The organism is Brevibacillus sp. FSL K6-0770 (genome assembly GCF_038000275.1).
GTDB lineage: Bacteria > Bacillota > Bacilli > Brevibacillales > Brevibacillaceae > Brevibacillus > Brevibacillus parabrevis.
This window is the reverse complement of the sequence record NZ_JBBOBQ010000001.1, coordinates 1,530,805-1,554,879: the sequence shown is the minus strand read 5'-3', so window position 1 is coordinate 1,554,879 and position 24,075 is coordinate 1,530,805. Positions and strand designations below refer to the sequence as shown.

Below are 24,075 nucleotides of genomic sequence, written 5' to 3'. Positions count from 1 at the left end.
CCGTAATACGCTGGACTCATTAAACATGAATGGAGCACTTTCATGACAATTCGGAAAATGTTGCTTCTGGGCTTGCTGTTGGCCGTTGCACTATTTCTATTGCCATACTCTGTCCCGTTTCTGCTCGCGCTTTTGACCGCGATTTTGCTTGAGCCGCTTGTTTTGTTCCTCATCCGTCGGGTCAAAATGAACCGGATGGGCGCCGTCAGCGTCTCCTTTTTGCTTTTTCTCGTCTCCTTTGGCATCATTTTGTACTGGATCGCCACGCAGATCGTCATTCAAGGGATTGATTTGGCCCAGCGGTTGCCGGGCTTTTCCCAGCACTTGTTCGAGCTGGTGGAATCGTACCTGTTGAGCTGGGAAAGCTACTACGCTACTTTGCCGGCAGACACGGTCGTGCAAATCCAGAGCGTCTTTGCCGGATTGAAAAACTGGGCGATCACGAGCGCGTCAGGCGTCGCCAGAGCGATTCTCGGAGCCGTTGCGATCATCCCCGGCTTTTTGATCAGCACGATCATTTACCTGGTCGCGCTGTTCCTGATCAGTCTGGATCTGCCAAGGCTGCGGGCTGGCTTCCTGCGGATGTTCACCGTGTCGGCCAGAGAAAAGGTCAATGTTGTCTTTTCCCAGTTGAACCGCGCCACCGTCGGATTTTTGCGCGCACAAATCATCCTCAGTCTCCTGACGTTTTTGCTTTCGTTTTTGGGGCTGCTCATCTTGCACGTAAAATACGCGGCTGTCGTCGCTTTGCTGATCGTACTCGTCGATATTTTGCCCATTCTCGGAACAGGTTCTTTTCTCGTTCCGTGGGCGGTCTACAACTTTTTGACCGGAAATGCCCGCCTGGGGATCGGGCTGATTATCCTGTTCCTCGTCATTACCGTTGTCCGGCGCATTATCGAGCCGAAAGTTCTCGCTTCCAACCTCGGGATCAGCGCCCTGGCGGCTCTCGTCAGCCTCTTCCTCGGTTTTCAGGTCATGGGATTTTTCGGGCTGATTATCGGCCCTGCGCTGGTGATCATTTACGAAGCCTTGCGCAAGGCGGGCTTTTTGAACTTCAAAATTGATTTTTAAAAACGCAGGCCGCGCCGTTCATGCAGCGTTGGACGTCTATATGAAGCAACAGCAAAAAACCGCCTGGACAATCCAGACGGTTTTCTTATTCCTTGGGGGAGACGCGGGCCAACAGATCGACGAGATGTACAGCTTCCATGCGCCCGTCCAATCCGGCGCGGTGAATCCCGGCCTTCATCTGAAGCAGGCAGCCCGGATTCGAGGTGACGAGAATGTCCGCTTGCGTCTTTGCGACGTGCCCCATTTTTTCATCCAGCAAACCGGAAGCCATCTCGGGCTGGAGCAAGTTGTAGATGCCTGCCGAGCCGCAGCAGCGCTCCCCTTCAAACAGCGGGACATACGTTGCACCGGGGATCGCTTTCAGCAGTTGGACAGGTTCGTTGCTCACCTTCATCCCGTTGCGCAGGTGACAGGAAGACTGATAGGTGATTCGCTGCGGCAAGGACTGCCATGTTTGCGCATCCATTTGCTCGCCCAACACCTCGCTGATGTCTTTGACTCGCGCCGCAAACCAGTCAGCCTGCTCGCGCACCTCCGCGTCGTCCGCCAGCAAATGGTCGTACTCTTTCAGCATGGCGCCGCACCCGCCCGCATTGGAAATGATCATGTCCACATTCGCTGCGTGAAAGACCGCTACATTGGTCCGCGCCAGCTTGCGGGCGATGCCGCGCTCTCCGCTATGGGCATGGAGCGCGCCACAGCAAACCTGACCGGGCACGATGACAACCTCGCAGCCCGCTTCGGCGAGCAAGCGCACCGTATTTCGGTTCGTCTCCTGAAACAGCACATCCATAATACAGCCGGAAAACATCCCGACCCGATACTTGCGTTCCCCAACGGCCGGGATGACCGCAGCTTGCCATTCGTCCGCGAGACTGCGCGCGGCTGCTTCCGGCATGATCGCTTCCATCTCCCGCAAGTGCCGGGGCAGCCAGAACAGCAAGCCCAGCTTGCGCACTGCCTTTTGCAGCCCGGAGCGTTGGTAAAAGCGCAGCAGTCGGCCGAGCTGTCGCAGCCGCTTTTGCTCGGGAAACAAATGCACAAAAGCGAGCTTGCGCACGGCTTTGATCCACCACGGGTGCTGCTGTACGTCCTCGATCGCCTCCCGCGTCTGCTCGATCAGCTGTCCATAAGACACGCCAGCCGGACAAACTGGCTCGCACGCCCGGCAGCCCAGGCACAAATTCATCTGGTCGACAAAGTCTTTGTCCGGTTCCATGACGCCGTCTGCCACCGCTTTCATCAGGGCTATCCGGCCGCGCGGAGATGCCGCCTCATAGCCTGTCTCGCGAAACGTCGGACAAGCTGGCTGACAAAAGCCGCAGCGCATGCAATTGGACAATTCCTCGTAATCCAGCTTTTTGACGAGCGCTTCTTTAAGCACGCTGCACCACCACTCTCTGGCGCGACTCTTTGGCGAACATCTTTCCCGGATTCAGCAAATGATTTGGGTCAAAAGCTTGCTTGATTCCCTTCATCACTTCCATTCCGGCAGCCCCTGCTTTCCATTCCAGATAGGGCGCTTTGACGATTCCGACGCCGTGCTCTCCGGTAATCGTCCCGCCCAGCTCGATCGCTGCGGCGAATATTTCTTCAAAAGCGTGCTCCACGCGCTCGATTTCCTCCGTATTCCGGGCATCGGTCATACAGGTCGGATGCAAATTGCCGTCTCCCGCGTGGCCAAAGGTGCAGATTTGCAGCCCGTAGCGGCTGGCGATTTCCTGGATGGCGGCGACCATCGGAGCGATGGCTGCGCGCGGCACAGTCGCATCCTCCAAAATCGTCGTCGGCCGCATTCTGGACAGGGCGGCAAGCGCACTCCGCCTCGCCGTCATGACTTCGTCCGCTTCTTCCGCTGTCGTCGCCACTTTGATTTGTACCGCAGCGTTTTTTTGGCAGATCGCAGCAATTTTGTCCATATCCTGATCGACCGTCAGCGGGTCGCCATCTTGTCCGATCAGCAAAATGGCCGCCACGTCTGTAGGAAGCCCGATCTTTTTGAACTCCTCGACGACGCGAATCGTGCCCTGATCGAGAAACTCCAGCGTGCCGGGAATGATCCGGTTGGCGATAATGTCCGACACCGACTTCGCCGCCTGCGCCATATCCGCGTACATCGCCAGCATGACCCGCTGCGTCTGCGGCTTGGGAATCAGCTTCAAAATCGCCTCCGTGATGATCGCCAGCGTCCCTTCGCTGCCTACCAGAAGCTTCGTCAGATCGTAGCCCGCTACGTCCTTCATCAGCTTTCCTCCGGTGCGAATCATCTCTCCGCTCGGCAGCACCGCTTCCAGTCCCAATACGTAATCTTTGGTCGTGCCGTACTTCAAACCGCGCAGTCCGCCCGAATTGAGCGCAATATTCCCGCCAATGGTCGAAATGACCATGCTCCCCGGATCGGGCGGATAAAACAGTCCGCGCGCTTCCACCGCCTGATGAATGTCGACTGTCCGTACTCCCGGCTGAACCGTAATCGTCAAGTTTTGCTCGTCGATCTCCACGATTTGATTCATGCGGTTGAGCACCAGCACAATGCCGCCTCCCAGCGGAATCGTCCCGCCGCACAAGTTGGAGCCAGCGCCGCGTGTCACGACGGGAATCCGTGCCGAGGCGCATAGCCGCATCACCTCCTGAACTTCTGCGGTGCTCCCCGGCATGACTACGGCATCGGGCAAAGCTTGTTGCATAGGAGTCGCGTCATACGAATAGGCTACAAGCGCTTCCTGGCTGTCCAGGCAATGTTTCTCGCCGACAGTGGCCCGAAGCTGTGCGCGAATCGGTGCAGGCAACATCCAAAATCTCTCCCTTCCGGCAATCCCTTTCTGCATCCATCCATCCATCCATCCATCAATCGTTCAAATATTCGCTCTTTATCATTCGTTTTCATTTTATGTAATGAAATTACGTTAGTCAAATCGTTTTAAGTAAATTTTGTTTCAAAGTATTTTTTCACCCCAAACAAAAAAAGACGCAATACGCGCCTTTTTTCTGTGTACACCTCGTTAGCTTGCGTTCTTCTGGTCATCCAGCTCAGCCTCGATCCGGGAAGCGCTGGATGTTTCGCCCATGCGCCAGTACGTAATCAGGCTGATCGCAATACAGCCGGCGACATAGTAGTAGAAGAGCGATTCAGAGCCGATGTTTTTCAAGCCGAGGGCGATAAATTCAGCCGTTCCCCCGAAGACGGCAACCGTGATCGCATACGGGAAGCCTACGCCCAATGCGCGAATTTCCGTCGGGAACAGCTCGGCTTTCACAATCGCGTTGATCGAAGTGTAGCCAGTGACGATGATCAGCCCTGTCAGCATCAAGACGAAGGCAACCATCGGACTTTTTGTTTGCTCCATCAACAGGAACATCGGCACCGTAAACAGCGTTCCCAAAATACCGAATCCCATCAGGAGCGGACGACGGCCGATCCGGTCAGACAGCATTCCGGCAATCGGTTGCAGCACGACGAAGACGAGCAACGCCGTGAAGTTGATCCAGCTTACCGTTTCTTTCGGAAGCCCCACGGTATTGACCATGAACTTTTGCAAATACGTCGTGTACGTGTTGAAAGCAATCGTTCCGCCGAGCGTCAGTCCGACGACGGTCAGCACAGCCTTCGGATGCTTCATCAGCGCGCGAAGGGTACCCGCGCTTTCCTTGCTCTTCTTCTCCATTTTCGAAAATTGCTCCGACTCATCCATCGAGCGGCGCAGCCAGAGGACAGCCAAAGCTCCAAGCGCCCCGATCACGAACGGAATGCGCCAGCCCCATGCATGCATGTCCGCTTCGCTGAGAACTTGCTGAAGGACGATTTGCACCCCGAGGGCAAGCAACTGTCCGGCGATTAACGTAACGTACTGGAAGCTGGAGTAGAAGCCGCGGCGTCCGCTGCTCGCCATCTCTGACAAATAAGTAGCGGAAGTTCCGTATTCTCCACCCAGTGACAAACCTTGCAGCAGGCGCGCGAGAACGAGAATAATAGGCGCATAAATGCCAATCGTGCTATAGCCTGGCGTCAAGGCGATAATCAGGGAACCGCTGGCCATCACCGTAATGGACAGCGTCAATGCTGCGCGTCTGCCGTGACGGTCGGCGTAACGCCCCATCAGCAAGCTTCCGATAGGACGCATTAAAAAGCCGATGGCAAAAATCGCTGCGGTGTTGAGCAGTTGGCTGGTCGGATCACCTTTCGGGAAAAACTCGGACGAGAAGTACACTGCGAATGCGGAATACACATACCAGTCGTACCATTCAATCAGGTTTCCGATCGAACCTTTGAAAATGTTGCCCGTGATGCGTCGCGAATTGGCGCGATCGTTTGCTTGACTCACTTTTCTTCCTCCTCCAAATGTAATCGGTTTCAAAAATCATTCGCGAATATACAAAAGCAAGTTGCATGCCAAACCAGTCGCAAACTGCTGGCAGGTCACAGGCAAACGATTCTGAGCGCGCGCTATCCATGGAATTTTCCGATCTGCCAAAATGTTTCGTCTAGCAAATCAGCCGCCTGCGTCCATCAGCATTTTTCTTGGCCCACACAAAAACCCGGCAAAAAACTCCGGTTGAGGCGGAATTTTTTGCCGGGTCGGTAACATGACGCGTACTTTTTTTCCTTTACGGCTGTGGCTCCTTCGCTCGGGCCAGCTCCGCGTAGTACAAGGCTGCTCCCGGATGAAGCGGAACGACCAGGTTTTCGCCCGCTTTTTGCCTGTCGATTTGCTTCGCGGCTTCATGGGCATGTTGCAAGGCGCCCAGATTTTCGAAAAAGGCTTTCGTCAGCCGATACACTTGTTCGTTGGGCAAATCGGAGCGAACCAAAAGAATATTGCGGATCGCAACCGTCGGGATCGCTTTTTCGTTTTGGTAGACGCCAGGCGGAAGCTGGGCTTTTTCGAAAAAGGCAAACCGTTTGGTCAGCTTTTCGATATGCTCGGGAAAGATCGGGACGATTTGCACCTCATCGGTGGATTGCAGCGCGAGCACAGCCGTGTTGGGCAAGCCGGACGTGACGAAGGCTGCGTCAATCGCGTTGGTTTTCAACTGCTCGATCGCCTCCGAGTAAGACAAATACTCCGGCCGCAGATCGTTGTACGTAATGCCGTGCTCGTTTAAAATCATCCGCGCGTTGACCTCGACGCCGCTGTTCGGCGCACCTACGCCTACCCGCTTGCCTTTCAGATCGTACACGGAATGAATGTCCCGGTCTTTTTTCGTCACGATTTGCACGTAGTTCAAATACAGCCCGGCCACCGACTTCATGCGCGCAACCGGCCCGCTTGACTGGAAGCTCTCCAGCCCGCCGAGCGCGAACGAAGCGACATCTGACATCGCAAAGGCCAAATCGGCTTTTCCGCTCTCCAGCAGGCGCACGTTTTCCACAGAGCCGTCAGAGGAACGGACCGCCGTATGATAGCCGAGCTTCGTTTGATACACTTTAGCCAACGCTCCCCCGATGACGTCGTACGGACCTGACGCGCCGCCCGTTGCGATCGTCAGCAGCGCTTGTTCTTCGCCGGGAACAGGCTGGGCCGACTCCGGCTTCGGAGCGCACCCGCCAGCGCTTGCCAAAAGCGCCAATCCAACAACGACAGCCGTCACGGCAATCCATGCGCGAGCCTGCCTCATTGCGCGCCTCTCCCGTATTGCTTCAGCTTCTCGCGCAAGCCCCGTTCGCTGATCGCAAGCTGCTTGGCCGTGTTCAACCGATGCCCGTTGTTATTGTCCAGCGTATACAAAATGTACATCCGCTCTGCTTCTGCCAAAGTCAATCCTGGCGGTATCAACAGCGCTTGTTCTTCTGCTGCTTGCGCCTGGCTGCTGCTCCGCTTTTCGCGCACTGCTTCCGGCAAGTCATGCGGCCCGATCACTTCCTTTTCCGATAGGGCAACCGCATATTCGAGGATGTTGGACAGCTCCCGCACGTTGCCAGGGTATGCATAGTCATACAGCTTTCGCTTGGCCTCCGGACTGAGCGTTTTCGTCCTGACCCCCATATTCGCCGAATACAAGGCCAAAAAGTGCTCCACGAGCAGCGGCACGTCTTCCTTGCGCTCTCGCAATGGCGGCAGATGAATCGGAATCACGTTCAGCCGGTAGTACAAATCTTCGCGAAACGTTCCTTTTGCCACTTCGTCCTGCAACTGACGGTTCGTTGCGGAGATGATTCGCACGTCGACTTCCTTGGACTGCTGCGAGCCGATCGGCGTGACCACCTTTTCCTGAATGACGCGCAAAATTTTGGCTTGCAGGGCGAGCGGCATCTCGCCGATTTCATCGAGAAAAATCGTGCCGCCATCCGAGCGCTCAAACAGACCTTGCTGCCGCGCGTACGCTCCGGTAAACGCCCCTTTTTCATGCCCGAACAGTTCGCTTTCCAACAGCAACTCAGGGATAGCCGCGCAGTTGATGACGGAAAAGGCGCGCTTTTGCCTGTCGCCTTGATAATGGATCGCCCGGGCGACCAGCTCTTTTCCCGTCCCGCTTTCTCCGCTAATCAGCACATGCGAATTGATGTCCTTGACCTTTTCCACCAGTTGAAACACTTTCTGCATGGCATGGCTCTTGCCGATGATCCCCGCGTACGTTTCCTGCTGGCGGACAGCCTGACTCAGCACCTGAACCTGGCGATGCAGCTGCTGAAAAGCGAGCGCTTTGCCGAGCAGCAGCCTGACCTCCTCCAAATTGAGCGGCTTGGTCAAGTAATGGTAGGCACCTGCTTTCATCGCCTCGACGGACGACTCGATGGAGCCGTAGGCAGTCATCATGATGACGACTGCGTCCGGCTGCTTTTCCTTGATCTGGCGCAAAAGCTCGATCCCGCTCGTCCCGCGCAAGTTCAAATCGAGCAGAATGCCGTCGATCGGCTCCTGTTCCAACAACTGCAAGCTTTCCTCTGGCCCGGAGGCAGTGAACACCCGATACTCGTCATCCAGGGCAAAGGAAAGCGACGAACAGATCGCCCGTTCATCATCAATGATCAAGATGTTCATCGCCAGTCTCTCCTTTCGCAAAATGCAGGTAGAACGTCGTTCCCGCTCCTTCTGTGCTCTGCACGGTAATTTCTCCCCCGTGGTCGTGCATGATTTTTTGACTGAGGTACAAGCCTAGTCCGATTCCTTGGCTTTTCGTCGTGAAAAAAGGCTGGAACAAATGCAGCCTGTCCTGTTCGCTCATGCCCGGCCCGGTATCGGAAATCGCCAGGCACACCGCCCGAGCTTCTCCGGGCAGTACGCGAAACGTCAATTGCTTGTCAGCAGATTGTTGCGCCATCGCTTCGCTGGCATTCAGCAACAGATTGATCAGCACTTGCTTGATCCGGTCCCGATCGACAAGCACGTCCACATCGAGCGTAGGGTCAAGCTTTGGCTCGATCCGCTCGCTCTCCAGCCGCTTGGCAAAAAGTCCCTGCACGGATTGCACAATCTCCAGCAGATTTTCCCACTTGCGCTGCAACGGCTTTTCCCGGGAGTAATCGAGCAAGTCTTCGATGATGCGGTTCATGCGCGCCACTTCTTCGGGAACGTGCTCCACAAGCTGTGCGCGGAAGCGTTCGTCATTCAGCTTCTTCGGCAAAAGCTCGGCAAACGTTTTGATCGCGGTGAGCGGATTGCGGATTTCGTGAGCAATGCCCGCGACCAGTTCGCCCAGCGCGCGCATTTTTTCCTGGGCAATCAAGCGGGCCTGCAAATGCTTCTGCTCCGTCCGATCCTGCAAGCAGAGTATCCCGCCCGTTCTCTGTCCAGCCCCGTTCGTCAAAGTAGCGAGGTAGTATTGCACAATCCGACCCGTGCCATCCCCCAAGTGCAGCTCGCCTTCCAGCACGCGGGCATCCTGTATCTGCAAAAGCTCCCGGACGGGCAGCTCCGGCAGGCAATCCATCACAGACGCGGCTTCCGGCTTGTCCATGTTCCCCAACCATTTTTGTGCCGCATGGTTGATCAGTGTAATTTTGCCTTCCTGGTCGAACGACAAGATGCCGTTGTCTACGCTGTTGAGAACCGTCGTCTGAAAAGCGAAGCTGTCCGCCAAAGCTGCCGTTTGCCTCCGAACTGCTTTTTGCAGCCTTTTGTTCCACAAAAAACTGCCCGTCAACACGACGATGACGATGCCCATCACGATGAGCAGCCCGTAGACCAGCTTTCGCCACCAGTCGATCGCCAGTGCGCTGTACGGCTCCAAATACCGCGAATACAACTGTTCATACACGCCGTTGCGGTGCAGTTGCGCCAGTCCGGCATTGAGCTTGTTCACCAGCTCGTAGTTTCCTTCCCGGACGGCAAACGCATAGTCGGACGGCGGAATCAGTCCCGTGCGAATCCGGTAGTCGCTCCCCTTGCCCGTTCTCTCCAGCATATACTCGGCTGTCCAGCGGTTGCCCAAAAACACATCGGCCCGATCGAGAAAAAGCATCTCCAGCGCATCCGTCTGACTGAACGCAGCCAGCCTTTTGCCGCCGCGAATGCTCTCCAATTGCGACACGCCTGCGTCGTCGCGCTGAATTGCCACGACTTTGCCCCGCAGGTCGCTGATCGCCGCAATATCCCGCATCGCTTGCGGAATGACGAACGCGTCCGCCGCGGTCAAATACGAGTCGCTAAAGTCGAACTGCGTATCGCGCGTACTCGTGTATTTCATCCCGACAACCACGTCCAGCTGTCCTTCTCTCAGCTTGATGACCGCATCCTCCCATTCGAGCGGAACATACTCGATCTGATAGCCATGCAAGGCGTCCATGCTGCGAATCAGTTCAATATCAAACCCGGCTGCTTCCCCGTTTTTATCCACGTAAGACAGCGGCGGCAAGCTTTTGTCAAAGCCGACGCGGATGAGCCGCTCTTCCTGCGCTTTCGTATGAGCGATTGGTACGAACAAGCAAACCAAGGTGAATAAAGCGATGAGCCATGCGAACCTGCGCAAAAAACCCGCCTCCTTTCTCCTGCTCTTCGTGCCGTCCAGACGGGTTGATGCAACAAGCTTATTATGGACGAAGGAAGCATGCTTGAAAAGAATGCATGCGCCCGAACGCCAAAACTACAGTTACAGCCAAAACCAAAACCAAACAAGCCGAGTCTCCTTTTGGCATGGAGAATCGGCTTGCTTTTCTTTCCTCTGCATCTGGCGGATCGCAGAATGCCGGACGCCGCTGAATCTCAGACGAACAGGCTGATCAAGTTTCCGTCCGGGTCTTTGACGATCGCATAGCGCTGGCCCCAGACGGCATCCCACGGCTCGCGGTGGCTTTCGTAGCCGCGCTCGACGATTTTTGCATACAAAGCGTCCAAAGCGGCGGCATCCTCGCATAAAAAGGCCAGCTCGATTCGGTGGCCGCTGGCAGGCTCCCAACCGCCGTAGACGCTTTTCGCGATCTCTACCGTGTCAAAAGCCAAGCGGACGCCATCCTGCGCCACTTCTACGTGGTGCTCCCCATTCGCCTCTTCTGGAATCGCAAGTCCGAGCGTGCGGTAAAAGTCCAGCGCTTTTTTCATATCCTGTACGACAATTCCTACCATATCGAGCTTGATTGTCATGTTTAATGTCCTCCTGTCCTTGTTCACAGCTTCTCCCGCCAGAGCGATCCAGGCGTCAGCGGGGGTCTTGTTCAACCATATCAGACAAGCCTAGTTGCCGGATTGTAAAAAACGGACAGCTTCGGGCGATTGCTGCACCTGCACACCTGTACGCTGGGGCTGGGCAAAAACTCCGCTTGGCGGCTCGCCGTAAAAGCTGCGAAAGCTTTTGATCACGTGCGACTGATCGTAATAGCCGCATTGCAAAGCCGCTTCTACAAAAGGCACCGCCTGATTGCGGGACAGCATTTGCAGCAAGCTTTGGAACTGAATGATGCGCATAAGCTCTTTCGGCCCCACGCCAAAAGCTTGCTGGAACAGCCTGCGCACGTTTCTTTCGCTGTACGCCACTTTGTCCGCCAAAGCCGCGATGGACAGCGTTCCGCGCTGCTCGTACATGTACTGCATGCTGGTCAACAGCAACGAGTTTGTCGGTGGCCTGTCGCGGTTCAGGCACTGCATAAGCATTTGCTCGACACGGGCGATCCGCTCCGCCGTATTCGCCGCCTCCAAAATTCTTTCCATAGCCCAAAGCGCCTCCATCCCCCACAAATCTTGCAAAAAGACATGGGCTGCACTCACTTCGGCTACGGGAAAGCGGAAAAAACGGTCTGCCTCCTCCACGAAAAAGCGAATGCCGAACATCGACTGCGGCCCTGCCAGTGGCATGACTTCATAGGAGGTCATCAACCCGGTGACAAAAGCTCCGCTGGCAAACGTCCCGGCTTGCAGATCGAAAATGATGTCGACGCAGCCATCCGGTATGACCCGGTGCAAGTGCGGCGTGCTCTGCCCGTGAAACTGCGACGTCCAATAGCAAGCCACATAGTTCGCCAGACGCTCGCTCGGCAAGTATTCGTGATAATGGTAACGGTCAGGCCAGTCCGGCTTTTGCAAGGTCGGCGGCTGCACAGGTCGGTATCGTCTCATCGTGTTTCTCCGTTCTTTTGGCGAGCCTGCTTCACTGGCTTTTGCGAAGCGAAGCGGGCTTCTTTGCTTCTAGAACCTATTTTCCCCACGATGGCCCAACTCCTGCTCACTTTTTCCCAATTTGTTGTATATGTTAGCAAGAATGGAACTTTGATCTTTGGAGAAAGGCGAGGTGCACGATTTGATCTCCTCATCCAAATGGAGTCTTCATCAGTTCTTTTCCAAAAGCCCGTACGTTCGCCCGTATTTGCCCCCCACGTCGCTCTACCAGCCTGCGCTTCTCGAAGACTATCTCGGCAAGTACGGCACGGTTTATATCAAGCCGACCAGAACCCACATGGGCAAAGGCATCATGCGCGTCTGGAAAACAGCAGACGGCTTTTCGCTCGTCAAAGAACGCGGAGAGCCTGTACAGGCAGGCTCCTTGTCCGAGTTGAAGCAACAGCTCGCTCGCCAATGCACGGAAAAAAACTACGTGATTCAAAAAGGGCTGGACTTGGCGGAGCTGGACGGACGACCGTACGATATACGCGTCATGATGATGCGAAACGGCCTCGGGAAATGGCAGTATGCCGGAATGCTGGCAAAGGTGGCTGGCAGCGACAGCATAATTACGAACGTCGCCCGCGGCGGCGGATATGCGGTTACCGTTCCGTATGCCTTGACGAAGTCGAAAGCCGTGGAGCCGGAACAAGTCAAAGCCATCGTCGCGAAGCTCATCCAGGTCAGTCATCGCGTCTGTGCGCACTTCAACAAGTACCGCCACAGCGCGCAAATCGGGGTTGATTTTGCCATCGACAAGCAAGGCCAGCTCTCGATCATCGAGGTCAACTACGACTTTCCGTCGCACGCGCTTTTTGCCAAGCTCAAGGACAAAACGTACTTCCACAACATCAAGCGGCTGCACTACCAGTACAAAAACCGGGTGAGGCGCAAAAAGAAAAAAGCGTGAGCGGGCCATTTTTCGGGATAGAGCTTTCAGATCGCCTCTGGATTCTCTATCTTTGCTTTTTTCGAAAAACAACAACAGAATTTTCTTGCAATTCCACAAACACAATGCTACTATTCTCTCAACAGAACAAGTTAATCGATTAACTGATACGTTTAACTAAGCTTTGGCAAGGAGGTTCCCATGGCTACTTTAAAAGACATTGCCAAGCATGCGAATGTCAGTGCCTGCACCGTCTCCCGATATTTGAACGATGATATCGTCATCAAAAAAGAAACAGAGGAACGCATTTTGCACGCCATCAAAGAACTCGGCTACGTGCGCAACGTGGTGGCAAAATCGCTCAAGCGCAAGGAGACGTTCAACATCGCTGTCATCCTGCCGAAAATCAACAACCTTTACTATTCCGAGATTACCTCCGGCATCAGCCAAACTTTGGGGAAGCATCACTACAATCTCTATATTTATGAAGTCGACAACCTGAACCTCCAGGAAGAAGCCATCCTCCAGCTCATGCGCGAAAACATGGTAGCGGGCATCATCTTCATCGGCTTGTTCTCGGACACTTCCTTTTCCGAGAGCATCCAGAACGTCATCGACTGGAACATTCCCGTCGTCTACGCCAATCGCTGCATGCCGTTCGAAGGCTTCCCGCTGCTGTACCCCGATTTGGTCCAGGCCAGCAAGCTAGGAACCGAATATTTGCAAGCCAGCGGCAAAAACAAGCTCGCTTTTGTCCACAAAAAAGTGCCCGATCAGCTGCTCGCGCTATTTTTGGAAGGGTATCGCCAGGCGACGAACAGCGACGAGAAGCCACTGCTCCTGGAAATCTCCGATGAGCTGGAGCTTGTCAAAGACTGCATTCCGACTCTTGTCGAAAACAGCATCGAAGGCGTTTTTGTGCTGAACGAGCTAAGCGCTGTCTATTTGACGAAAGCACTCGTTGAAGCCAACATTCGGATTCCGGAAGACATGGCTGTGCTGAGCTTGGGCAATTCCTTGATGTCGCAAATATCGACCCCTGAGCTGACATGTGTGGATTTGCAGAACCGCGAGCTTGGGATCAAAAGCGCAGAAATGATTTTAAGCCAGATTCGCAAAGAAGAGTTTGAACCTGTCACTGTGCTTGCGCCGTGCATCGTCGTGCGAAAATCAGCGTGACTGGATGGCGCGACAGTTGGTAGAACAGTTGGCAGCGCAGTTGGTAGAACAGTCACCAGGCCGCAAAAGGACCACACGTCTTTTGGCCTTTCGTTCCTCTTTTAGTTAAACGATTAACTGGAAGTTCCCTTCGTTTTTGGGCTTGCATGGAAAGCTGCTTTTTTACACCCACTTGGTTAATCGTTTAACTAAGCAAATTTTCGTCCCATGCAGCCAATCTCTTTTTTTCGCCCTTTGCAGCCAGTCTCTGTTTGTTCCCTTTTAGTTAAACGATTAACTGACTGTCATCACCCTACTCCCGATAAGTGCAGAGCCTAGCTCTACTTATATAAAATTTTTGCCAAGGAAAGGAAGAACTCAGCCATGAAGCAAACAGAAATCAACCACCTTGAAAAAGTCCGTGCGATCTTCGATATTTTGCACGGGAAAAAGGAAGCCGACCTGCTCCTGAAAAACCTGAACATTTTGGATGTTCACGGAGAAACCGTCTACCATGGCTCCCTCTTGATTTACGACAAACGAATCGTTGCGCTCAACCCAGACGAATCGGTCATCCAGGTAAAAGAAGTATTTGACGGTCAAGGACTGTATGCCATTCCAGGCTTGATCGATGCCCACCTGCACTTCGAATCGCAGCTCGCTCATCCGACGGCGCTTGCGGAAGCGATGGTGCCTTGCGGGACGACGACGATTTTTGCAGAATGTCTGGACCTCCTCAGTGCTGCTGGCGAAGATGGCGTGCGCGCGGCGCAAAATTTGTTCCGCGATTACGACAAGCTACCGTATCGCCTGTACGCTTTTGCGCCTGGCAAAAAGACCGCAGCTTGGGTGACCAAAGAAGTGCTGGGAATGGAGCCAGTCATCGGTTTGGGCGAGTTCGAGCATTTCACCTACAGCAAAGGCGATGAGGACGATTTCCAGAAAGCAGCGTGGGTGCGGGCCAAAGGCGGCTTCATGAATGGCCACTGGGGCTTGACCGCTCTGCCGGACATGGTGCTGAACTACTTGCCAGCCATCGGGGTATCGAACAACCATGACGTCTGGAACGGAGACGACATCGAAAAAAGCATCCGCTACGGCTTCCCTACCCAAATCAAATTTGGCGTCGGCAGCAGCGAAGTCATCAAAACATTGCTCCGCTCCATCGTCGACCGCAAGTTCCCGACGGAAAACTTCATGCTCTGCACCGACAACATCTCGATTGAGCGCTTGCTGAAAATGGGACACATGGATTGGATCATCTCCCTCTGCACCCAAATGGGCATCAATCCGATCAAGGCGATCAAAATGGCTTCCTACAACACGGCGAAGTCGTTTAACATGGATCATCAAATCGGCTCTTTGACACCAGGCCGTTTTGCCGATATCGTGTTGACAGATAGCTTGTCGCAAATCAACCCGCTGTACGTCTTCAAGGACGGGGAATTGATTGCCAAAGACAGAAAAATGTTGAAAAATGCCGACATCGACTACTCCGCCATGTGCACAAAAGGCGTCACCGGGCTGGACGACTTGACGCCGGAGCAGCTTGACATCGTGCCGCTGGAACTGTCCGAAGACGGGCAACAAGCCAAAGTGTACCTGTTTGACGTATACGGCCGCGGCCATGCCAAGTTTTATCAGGAAATCTGGGTGCCTGTAGTAGACGGCAAAGTCGTCGCGGAGCATGAAGGCGAAAAATTGAGCCGCCTGTCTGTCATTCGCCGCTATGCCGATGGCAAACGCCATATTGTCAACGGTTTGTTCAAAGGCGTTTACGTGGAACACGGCGCTGTGGCAACCTCCTGGCCAGCACCGATCCCGTACTTCGTCGTCGTCGGGCAAGAAAGCGAAGAAATGTGCTATTGCGCCAAAGAAGTGGACAAGTATTCCGGAGCTTGCATCGTCACCGACAACAAGACCAACAAAAGCGTGCTGCCGCTGGAAATTTACGGGGTGATGGCGAACATGACTGTCAGCGAACTGACGCAAAGCGCCGATGCCATCGACGCCGCTCTGGAAGAGATGGGCAACCGCAACGAAGGCGAACCTGTTGTAAACAAGCTGCTCAGCCTGTTTATCTCTCTGCACCGCTTCCGCTTCATGGAATAATGGCAAAGCTCGTCAAGACTGTCATTAACTGTCTGAATCATCGGAATCTTTTTGCCTGAATCCTTTTCACAAAAAAGAAAGCGCTTTAACGTATGGGGGGATGATCTCTCAAAAAGCCTCATCTCCCCCATGCCTGCGCACATTTCGGGGGAACATTTGCTATCTCACGCTGTATCGTATCCTGCTCGCGCTACTTTCCCTCCCCATTTTCACGCCTGGTGGTTTGCTGTCAGCATCATAAAACTTCTTTAGAAAGAGGGATTGGTATATGCACACTCACGGGGATTCGACGGAACTGCAACTGAAGGGCAGTTTGACCAAACGGTGGATCATTTACTTGGTCGGCATTTATATCCTGACTCTTGGCATCAGCCTGGCGATCCGGGCGGGAATCGGTATTTCGCCGCAGAGCAGCCTTACCCGGACGCTCACTGTCATTTATCCAAACTTGACCCAAGGCACTTATTCTTTCATGCTGGAGCTGCTCATGCTTTTGCTTGCCTTTCTCGTCATGCCAAAGGCGTTCCAGCTCAAGTATTTTGCCGGATTGATCCCGGCGCTTGCCCTCAGCCTGTTTCTCGACCTGAACTTGCTGTTGACCGGCTTCATCCAGCTGGATTTGTACGCGGCAAAAGTCATGCTGCTGATTGTCGCTGACGCGGCTCTCGCCTTCGGACTGTTTCTCATGCTCCAGGCGAACCTGGTCCTGATTCCCGTCGATTTGTTCGTCAATACGCTGTTCCAAAAAACCGGGTGGAAATGGGGGAACATCAAGACCGCATTCGACTGCTCCCTTTTGGTCGCCTCGGCATGTATCGGCCTGCTGTTCCTCGGCGAAATCAAGTTCATCCGCGAAGGTACGATTATCAACGCCATCCTCGTCGGCCAATACATCAAGCTGTACACGCACCTGTACAAAAAATCGCAGGCCGGAAAAGCCCCGCAAAATCCGAACATTATCAAAAACTAGCTGCATCCTTTTGACGGTAAACATTCGGTTGCAAACAAAACAAAAGCAAGCCGCTCCTTTTGGTCGGCTTGCTTTTGTCGTTTCCATAATCGTTGTGATTGTGTGATTGCGCGTTTGACTTGCGCCCCCGCTTACTCGTGCGCCAGTGCAGCTTTGTTCCCGTCCAGCATGGAGGTGCAATGCGGGCAGCGGGTTGCCTTGATCGGAATGGACGTGATGCAGTGCGGGCACTCCTTGGTTGTTACCGGCGCCTGAACGACTTCCTGCTTGCGCTTGAAGCGGTTCAGCTGTTTGATCACGATGAAGATCGAGAAGGCGATAATCAGAAAATCGATGACAGAATTAAGGAAAAGTCCGTAGTTCAGCGTCGCTGCTCCGCCTTTTTTGGCTTCCGCCAGCGTAGGGAAATCTCCGCCGCTCAACGTAATAAACAGATTGGTAAAGTCAACTTTGCCCAGCAACAGACCGATTAACGGCGTAATGATGTCGTTGACGAGCGAGGTCACGATTTTTCCGAAGGCTCCCCCGATGACGACCCCGATAGCGAGATCCAGTACATTGCCTTTTAAAGCAAACTCTTTAAATTCTTTTAACATGCAAATTCCTCCTTAATGTCCCAGTACATGCTGCAAAAAATGTTCGACAAACCGCTCGTGGTCTACTTCCAGGCACACTTGCACATTCGCAGGCTTGGCCGGATTGGCCCGTCTGTCGCCAATCGTGCGGGCATCGCTCGCGCCGCCGGACGTATCCACCTCGACGTGCATCGGCACTTTTTTCACGAAAGTCGGGTCGATCACCACACCGACCGCCAGCGGATCGTGCAAGCCGCAGCCGCGCAGGTTGCCGACTGTGGCATACGCGTCCATATACACCTGGCACATATCAGCGAACACATGGGCAAGCGGTGTATCCAGCGCTCTCCATTCCCGCAGATGATCGCGGGTGAGCAACGTCTGCATCGTCACATCCAGTCCGACCATCGTCAGCGGGATGCCTGATTGAAACACAAAGGCAGCCGCTTCCGGGTCGGCGCATATATTGGCTTCCGCGACCGGAGTGCGATTGCCGGGCACACTGACCGCTCCGCCCATTACGACGACCTGCTCGATGAGTGTCACGATTTCTGGCGCCGCCATAATCGCCCGGGCGAGGTTCGTCATGCTGCCTACCGTGATCAGCGTGACTTGATGGGGATTCGCCTTGATCGTCGAAATCAGAAACTGCGTGGCGCTCTCTGGCTGCGCAGTTGCAGTCGGTTCAGGCAACACGACGTTGCCAAGCCCGTTTTCCCCGTGAAACAGCCTCGCCTTGCCCGTCAGCTCGCGCACGATCGGACGAGACGATCCCTGGTAGACAGGTATGTGGGTAGCCCCGAGCAGCTCCAGCATTTGCAGCGTATTTCTCGTCGCTTCCTCCACTGTAATGTTCCCGAAGGTCGTGTTGATGCCGCACACTTCTAAATGAGGGGAATGTACGGCGTAAGAGATCGCGAGTGCGTCATCGATTCCCGTATCTACGTCCAGAATGACCTTTTTCATGCTCTGTCCTCCCCCTCCGTCAGCTGCCGGACCCAAGTCTCGATCGCTTCGGATTGTATCGCCATGCAGACGTCGGCATCTGTTCCTGCACTTGGCTTGGCCCGCAGGTCGGCAATAAGAGCGCCGCGAGACAGTAGGCTGTGGCAGTCGATGCTCAGCTTCAGCCGCTCGGTTTCGATCTGTTCAGGCGCTACAGCCGCAATCATCGCTCCCAGCACGCTTTTTACAGTGCCTGCTTTTCCAGTGGCTGTGGTTCCCCTTACCGTTTTCGCCAACAACGCCGCCTGTTCATCCGTCACGCCGAGCGATTCGGTCGCATCAAGCGGAACGAACAAAAGCGGTCCTTTCGCAGCGAGAACAAAAGCAGCAGCCTCCGGGTCGGCATGCAAATTGGCTTCCGCAATAGCCGTCACATCTCCCGGCACGCGGATCGCTCCCCCGCGCACGACGATTCGCTGCACAACTTGCAGCCACTCAGGCTTTCTGGCAATCGCCTTGGCCACGGTCGTCAGACGCCCTAAAGTAACGAGCGTGAGCGGGTTGTCCGGATCGGGCGCAAGCTCAGTCAAAAAGGTGACCGCTTCACTGGTCATGACGGAATCAGCCGCGCGATCGGCTTCCCCGCGAAATAGCGGCTGTTGCGTTCCTGCCATGACAGGAATCTCTTCACCTGGCCGAACCTGATCTACCAGTCTGCGTGCCAGCTGGATGCCGCGATCTGGCTCGGCATCGCTCACGATAATTCCGCTCACTTGAACCTTTGGCGACTGTAGTGCATACAACAGCCCTATCGCTTGATCGGAGTCACCGCTAAAATCGATCAGCAGCCGCTGTTTTGATGCCATGGCTCTCAACTCCCGCATTGGTCTATGTCTTTTTTTGCAAAATGTGCTGTACTTATGCTAACGAAATCGGCAGCAGTCGTCAAATGTCAGCACACTTGCACCAGCTATCCTCTTGCATCGCGGGGCAGTCTATTTTACACTTATCTTTATATTCGACAAAGTTCGTCAACTTCCATTTTGTAGGTTATACTCATTCTCCTGCGATTCGACAATCTTCACAAAAGGAGCAAGCGACATGCCCTCTGTGGAAAACCACCCGACTGACTCGATTTCCCTCGCCAAACAGCATTTGCTTCGCGCGATTATCCAATCCAAAACAAAGCCTTATTTACCCGTGTGGGGCGAGCTTTTTACCGCTTTGCGGGACATCGCCAAAACTGGGCGGCAACGCCGGGAAAACATCCGCCTCTATCTTCTTCAGCCAACAGGCTCCCTCTGGTATTTGCACAAGGAAGACTGTTTTCACGCCGATCTTCCCGATCCCGGAATCTCTATTTCGCTCTCACAGGAGCAGTTGATTGACGCCCTGTTGAAAGGCAGCTTTTCCCCCAAGACACCCGCATCGTAACAGCCAGCCAGATGAGCAACTTCGGGTGGCTGTTTGCTGTTTTTGGACAACAAAAAACCCAGGATATGCTCCTGGGAAGGGTAGTACGGAAGTATTCACGTGAATACGATTATTGTATATCCAAGTACCTATCGGGTCTAGCTGTATGTTTAGGCAAAAAAACCTGTTCTATCCACCTGCAAAGCCACATTCGCCCGCTCTTGAAAAAAAGTAGGCGGCCCTCCTGCACAGTTTGGGTACCGCCATCCCGAACTTCCCCAAGTTCGTTCATATTGGAATTGTACTATGAAACTCTTCTATCGAAAAGTGTCAGGTTTTGTTTTATAGCGAAATAGTGGGAAAATAGATAGAAAAAGTGGAAAAATAGCGAACCCCTGACCCGACTATCCGATCAGGGATTCCCTGCTACTTCGTATCCTTGTCCATCACATCAGCAGCTCTCGGCCCAAAGATGATGTACAAATAGACGTATTGGCTGACACTGACTCGCGGAAAGACAAAGGCGACGCCCGCTTTCCCCGCATGCTGCCTGACAACATACCGCAATTTGCTCGTTTTCAGCCGTTTCAAGATGCGCACCGCTTCTCGCCACGACACGGAAAATTGGACGTTTTTCTCCATCTGTACAAACACCTCACCGAAGCTAGTATGCCCCGATTGGAAAAAATACACACTTACTCATACCGCAGCGCATCGATCGGCTTTAACTGGGCTGCCTTGCGCGCTGGATAGACACCGAAGATGACGCCGACCAATGACGAGGTCAAAAAGGCGTACAAAATCGGGGTGAGACTGATCGAGGTCGAAAGCGATCCGAGCTTGCTGATCAACAGCGCCGCCCCTACACCGAAGGCGATCCCTAAAATGCCGCCAATCAGGCTGAGAGTGACCGCCTCGATCAAAAACTGGCGCAAAATGTCTCGGCGCTTGGCTCCGATCGCCTTGCGAATGCCGATTTCCCGGGTGCGCTCCGTCACGGACACCAGCATGATGTTCATGACGCCTATCCCGCCGACAATAAGCGAGATCGCGGCAATGCCGGACAACAGCGCCGTCATGGAGCTGGACACTTCCTGCGCTGTGCTCAAAATGTCGGACTGGGAGGTAATGCGGAAATCATCTTCTTTTTGCGGCCGCAAGTTATGTTTGGCGCGCAACGTCTGGCGGATGTCTTGCTGCGCTTTGTCCATGACATCAGAGGAAGCAGCGGACACGTAGATCGTGCCGACATTTTTGCCCCCCGTCAGACGGCTCATTGCGGTCGTAATCGGAATAAGGATTCTGTCGTCATTGTTCGTCATCCCCGAGCTGCCCTGACTTTTCAACACCCCGATGATTGTAAAAGGAACCCGGTTGATTTGAACGGTTTGCCCGATCGGGTTTGTCGTCGCGTTTTTGAACAGATTGCTGACGACCTCGGTCCCGACAACCGCCACGTTGAACTGCCTCGTCACCTCGAAATTCGAGAAAAAGCGGCCTTGCGCTACTTCTGCGTTGCGGACTTGCAGGAAGTCGGCAGTCGTTCCCTCCAGTGAGCTGGAGTAGTTGTTGCTTCCCCAGACGATTTGCGCGCGTCCGTTGACGCTCGGTGCCACTCCCGCGACCGAATCGTTCTCGGCAATCGCTTCGGCATCAGCCATCGTCAGCGTATTCAGCGACCCGGCCCCGAGGCTTACCCTGCCTTGTGTCGCCTGTCCCGGCGAGACGATCAAAAGATTGCTCCCCAGTCCGTTGATTTGGGAAGCGACAGAAGAAGACGTTCCTTCCCCGATCGCAACCATGGCAATAACGGCTGCCACCCCGATAATAATCCCCAGCATCGTGAGCACAGAGCGCAAGCCATTTGCCCGGATGCTGCGAAACGAAACACGTACACATTCAATCAAGCTCATGTTCTCACTTCCTCTGCCTGCGCTATTCTGCGCTCTTGTACCACTTCATTGGAAATGATCTGACCGTCGCGAAAACGGACGATCCGTTTGGCATACTCGGCAATGTCCGGCTCATGCGTGACGAGAATCACCGTCTTGCCTGCGTCATTCAGCCGCTGGAAAATTCCCATGATCTCTTCGCTCGTCTTCGTATCCAATGCACCCGTCGGTTCGTCCGCGAGCAAGATAACCGGATCGTTGACCAGTGCCCGGGCAATCGACACCCGCTGCTGCTGGCCGCCAGACAGCTCATTCGGCTTATTGTTCAGCCGCTCGGCCAGTCCTACGCTGATGAGTGCCTTGATCGCTCTCTCCCGCCGCTCTTTGGCTGACGCACCGCCGTACAGAAGCGGCAGCTCCACGTTTTCTACCGCGGTCGTGCGCGGGAGCAAGTTGAAATTTTGAAAGACAAATCCGATCTTCTGATTGCGGATTACAGCCAGCTCGTCATCGTGAGCCAAAGACACAGGCTGCCCGTCCAAATAAAACTCTCCCGAGGTCGGTTTATCGAGGCAGCCGATGACGTTCATCATCGACGACTTGCCTGAGCCGGACGGCCCCATGATCGCCACGAAGTCGCCCTCGTCAATCGTCAGGCTGACGCCCCGCAAAGCCATAATCTCCTGGTCGCCAATCTGATACTGTTTCTTCAAGTCTTCGATTTGAATGACTGGTCTCATCTTTTATCGACCCCTCATCTGGACGCCGCCTCCGCCGCTAGGGAAGCCTCCGCCCATCCCCGGGAATCCGCTTCCGCCCATGCGCATATTACCCGAGTTGGCGGACGTTGAGGTTGTGCTTGTGCTGACCGGGATGACGACCCGATCGCCTTCTTTCAAGCCTTCCAAAATCTCTACCCGATCCGCCGCAAAAAATCCGATTTTGATCGGTGTGAAATGGTACGGCATCGACGCCATTCTGTTGGCTCGCTCACTTCTCGGCTTTTCTTGCGACTTGTCGGCAGCTTCCGTTTTTGTCTCAGTCTGCGCAGCCGTTGCGGTTGCATTTGCCGCCGTACCCGAACGCTCTCCGGCCATCAGGTAGACGCCGTCCTTGCCGTTTTGCGTTTGCAGGGCAGCAGCTGGCACGTAGAGCACATCCTTGTGTGTCCCAAGCTCAATCGTCACGTTCATCGTCATTCCGATCTTCAGCTTGTTGTCTTTGTTTGCCACAGACAGCAGCACATCATAGCTCGTCACACCCGAATCGGTTTTCGCCTCGGGGTAAATCAGCTTGACCTTGCCTGTAAAAGTATCATCCGTATAAGAGCTGGTCGTAAAAGACACGGGCAGACCTTCTTTTACTTTTCCGATGTCGCTCTGGCTGATTTGCGCCAGCACCTCAAGGTCACCCGAGTTGGAATTATCCATAATAATAAAATCATTGCCGGGAATTTCACCTACGTTGCCGTTCAACTGAACGATCACCCCGTCCATCGGCGCTTTCAGTGTCACAGCATTCAAAGCCTTCTGCGCTTTTTGCAGCTCGGCTTTCGCCTGTTCTACCGCTGCCTTCGCTGCGAGGATCGTCGCAGAATCCGGGCCTTCGCTCGCTTCTTTCAAAGCTTCTTGCGCCGTCTGATAGGCTGCCTCCGCCTGATCGACTTTGACGCTGGACTGCGATGTCGTCTGTCCGGCTGTCAATGTAGCGGAGTTGTAGTCGCGCTTCGCTTGCTCCAGGGAGTCGCTCGCGTTGTCGTATTCAGTCTGCGAGATGGCTCCTGCCGCAAACAGCGCTTTTTGCGAGTCAAATGTCTTCTGCGCATTTTCGAGCGCGGCTTTGGCCTTCGCTACGTCGTTTGTCGCCTTCTTCCCGTCGATGTTTTGCTTCGCCAGCTCAAGCTCGCTTTTCGCTTGAGTGACCGCCGCCTGGAGCGAAGCAATTTCCGCTGTGCTCTTGCGCTTTTGCGCATCTTCCAGCTTGGCTTGCGCGGACAACAGATTAGCCTGCGCATTCGTCACCTGGATTTTCGCCACGGAATCATCCATCGTTGCCAGCACCTGTCCCGCTTTGACCTGGTCACCGATTTTCACCTGGATGGTCGAGATGGAATCTTTGGCGTCCTCTGCATCTGAAAACGATAGCGAGGAACGCTTGGAAGCCTGAACGGTCCCGGATGCCAGCACGGTTTCGGAGACGTCGCCTTTTTGGACCGTGACAACCTGAAAAGCTGCTTGCGCCTGCTCAGGGGTCACAAACGCTTTGTATCCATACACGCCCCCTCCCGCGATCACCGCGACCGCCAGTCCGGCGATGAGCCATTTCTTCTTGCTATTTCGCGCCGCCGAAAACAACGTCCGTTTCTTCTCCGATTGCGTCACATCAAATCCTCCTGCCTTGTGCGTAATAAGCGGGAAACACCTTGTCTTCCCTGTTGCGATCAATATACGGAACGAATACGTCAGGGATAAGTCAGATGAATGGGAATGATGTGAAAAACGACCAGCCGATTTGGCAT

The 24,075-nt window shown here is 54.3% G+C and carries 21 protein-coding genes; 6 read left to right on the top strand and 15 right to left on the bottom strand.

Features of this window, described 5'->3' with window-relative positions; genetic code table 11:
- The first annotated feature begins 42 nt into the window (after positions 1-42).
- Entirely contained in the window at positions 43-1,074 is a 1,032-nt protein-coding gene (gene ytvI / locus NST23_RS07675) for a sporulation integral membrane protein YtvI (RefSeq protein WP_122963059.1), read from the top strand.
- 85 nt (positions 1,075-1,159) lie between these two features.
- Here ytvI and NST23_RS07670 read toward each other — a convergent pair whose 3' ends face one another.
- From NST23_RS07670 to NST23_RS07635, 8 genes are all read right to left on the bottom strand, one after another.
- Complete coding sequence (locus tag NST23_RS07670; RefSeq protein ID WP_340963459.1) at positions 1,160-2,458, bottom strand: (Fe-S)-binding protein; 1,299 nt, start codon at positions 2,456-2,458, stop codon at positions 1,160-1,162.
- Complete coding sequence (locus tag NST23_RS07665) at positions 2,451-3,866, bottom strand: FAD-binding oxidoreductase (protein ID WP_340963457.1); 1,416 nt, start codon at positions 3,864-3,866, stop codon at positions 2,451-2,453. Before NST23_RS07665 ends, NST23_RS07670 begins: the two co-directional genes overlap by 8 nt.
- 210 nt (positions 3,867-4,076) lie before the next feature.
- Entirely contained in the window at positions 4,077-5,396 is a 1,320-nt protein-coding gene (locus NST23_RS07660) for an MFS transporter (protein WP_173596168.1), read from the bottom strand.
- Positions 5,397-5,679: 283 nt separating this feature from the next.
- Positions 5,680-6,690, bottom strand: coding sequence for a TAXI family TRAP transporter solute-binding subunit (locus tag NST23_RS07655; RefSeq protein ID WP_173596167.1), 1,011 nt, complete (start codon positions 6,688-6,690; stop codon positions 5,680-5,682).
- On the bottom strand, positions 6,687-8,054 hold the full coding sequence (locus NST23_RS07650) for a sigma-54-dependent transcriptional regulator (protein WP_173596166.1): 1,368 nt from the start codon (positions 8,052-8,054) through the stop codon (positions 6,687-6,689). The genes NST23_RS07655 and NST23_RS07650 overlap by 4 nt, the downstream gene beginning before the upstream one ends.
- On the bottom strand, positions 8,035-9,981 hold the full coding sequence (locus NST23_RS07645) for a transporter substrate-binding domain-containing protein (protein ID WP_173596165.1): 1,947 nt from the start codon (positions 9,979-9,981) through the stop codon (positions 8,035-8,037). Before NST23_RS07645 ends, NST23_RS07650 begins: the two co-directional genes overlap by 20 nt.
- Positions 9,982-10,214: 233 nt before the next feature.
- On the bottom strand, positions 10,215-10,592 hold the full coding sequence (locus NST23_RS07640) for a VOC family protein (RefSeq protein ID WP_173596164.1): 378 nt from the start codon (positions 10,590-10,592) through the stop codon (positions 10,215-10,217).
- 90 nt (positions 10,593-10,682) lie between these two features.
- The gene (locus tag NST23_RS07635) at positions 10,683-11,561 is read right to left on the bottom strand and encodes a helix-turn-helix transcriptional regulator (RefSeq protein WP_173596163.1); all 879 of its coding nucleotides are present in this window, start codon (positions 11,559-11,561) and stop codon (positions 10,683-10,685) included.
- A gap of 181 nt (positions 11,562-11,742) precedes the next feature.
- Here NST23_RS07635 and NST23_RS07630 point away from each other — a divergent pair, with 181 nt between their 5' ends.
- From NST23_RS07630 to NST23_RS07615, 4 genes are all read left to right on the top strand, one after another.
- Complete coding sequence (locus NST23_RS07630; protein ID WP_173596279.1) at positions 11,743-12,513, top strand: YheC/YheD family protein; 771 nt, start codon at positions 11,743-11,745, stop codon at positions 12,511-12,513.
- 180 nt (positions 12,514-12,693) lie between these two features.
- The gene (locus NST23_RS07625) at positions 12,694-13,671 is read left to right on the top strand and encodes a LacI family DNA-binding transcriptional regulator (RefSeq protein WP_173596162.1); all 978 of its coding nucleotides are present in this window, start codon (positions 12,694-12,696) and stop codon (positions 13,669-13,671) included.
- A gap of 363 nt (positions 13,672-14,034) precedes the next feature.
- Positions 14,035-15,762: an amidohydrolase family protein gene (locus tag NST23_RS07620; RefSeq protein ID WP_173596161.1), complete on the top strand. Its 1,728-nt coding sequence runs from the start codon at positions 14,035-14,037 to the stop codon at positions 15,760-15,762.
- A 268-nt stretch (positions 15,763-16,030) separates the two neighbouring features.
- Complete coding sequence (locus NST23_RS07615) at positions 16,031-16,732, top strand: YczE/YyaS/YitT family protein (RefSeq protein WP_173596160.1); 702 nt, start codon at positions 16,031-16,033, stop codon at positions 16,730-16,732.
- Between the two features lie 131 nt (positions 16,733-16,863).
- On the opposite strand, the gene mscL is transcribed toward NST23_RS07615, so the two are convergent.
- From mscL to NST23_RS07600, 3 genes are read right to left on the bottom strand one after another with little or no spacing between them, the layout of a single operon-like run.
- The gene (gene mscL, locus NST23_RS07610; protein WP_063228617.1) at positions 16,864-17,328 is read right to left on the bottom strand and encodes a large-conductance mechanosensitive channel protein MscL; all 465 of its coding nucleotides are present in this window, start codon (positions 17,326-17,328) and stop codon (positions 16,864-16,866) included.
- 12 nt (positions 17,329-17,340) lie between these two features.
- Positions 17,341-18,273, bottom strand: coding sequence for a nucleoside hydrolase (locus tag NST23_RS07605; RefSeq protein WP_122963047.1), 933 nt, complete (start codon positions 18,271-18,273; stop codon positions 17,341-17,343).
- Positions 18,270-19,118 carry a nucleoside hydrolase gene (locus tag NST23_RS07600; RefSeq protein WP_287103211.1) on the bottom strand — a complete coding sequence of 283 codons (849 nt, stop codon included), beginning with the start codon at positions 19,116-19,118 and terminating at the stop codon, positions 18,270-18,272. Before NST23_RS07600 ends, NST23_RS07605 begins: the two co-directional genes overlap by 4 nt.
- A gap of 235 nt (positions 19,119-19,353) precedes the next feature.
- Between NST23_RS07600 and NST23_RS07595 the strand changes: the two genes are divergently transcribed.
- Positions 19,354-19,686: a hypothetical protein gene (locus tag NST23_RS07595; protein WP_173596155.1), complete on the top strand. Its 333-nt coding sequence runs from the start codon at positions 19,354-19,356 to the stop codon at positions 19,684-19,686.
- A gap of 405 nt (positions 19,687-20,091) precedes the next feature.
- On the opposite strand, the gene NST23_RS07590 is transcribed toward NST23_RS07595, so the two are convergent.
- The 4 genes from NST23_RS07590 to NST23_RS07575 are packed head-to-tail and all read right to left on the bottom strand — an operon-like array spanning position 20,092 to position 23,938.
- A complete protein-coding gene (locus NST23_RS07590) occupies positions 20,092-20,307 on the bottom strand; it encodes a hypothetical protein (RefSeq protein WP_063228613.1) in 216 nt (71 codons plus the stop codon).
- A 53-nt stretch (positions 20,308-20,360) separates the two neighbouring features.
- Positions 20,361-21,578, bottom strand: coding sequence for an ABC transporter permease (locus tag NST23_RS07585; protein ID WP_122963044.1), 1,218 nt, complete (start codon positions 21,576-21,578; stop codon positions 20,361-20,363).
- Positions 21,575-22,297, bottom strand: a complete 723-nt coding sequence (locus tag NST23_RS07580; protein ID WP_122963043.1) for an ABC transporter ATP-binding protein — start codon at positions 22,295-22,297, stop codon at positions 21,575-21,577. Before NST23_RS07580 ends, NST23_RS07585 begins: the two co-directional genes overlap by 4 nt.
- 3 nt (positions 22,298-22,300) lie before the next feature.
- The gene (locus NST23_RS07575) at positions 22,301-23,938 is read right to left on the bottom strand and encodes an efflux RND transporter periplasmic adaptor subunit (RefSeq protein WP_173596154.1); all 1,638 of its coding nucleotides are present in this window, start codon (positions 23,936-23,938) and stop codon (positions 22,301-22,303) included.
- Positions 23,939-24,075 lie beyond the last annotated feature (137 nt).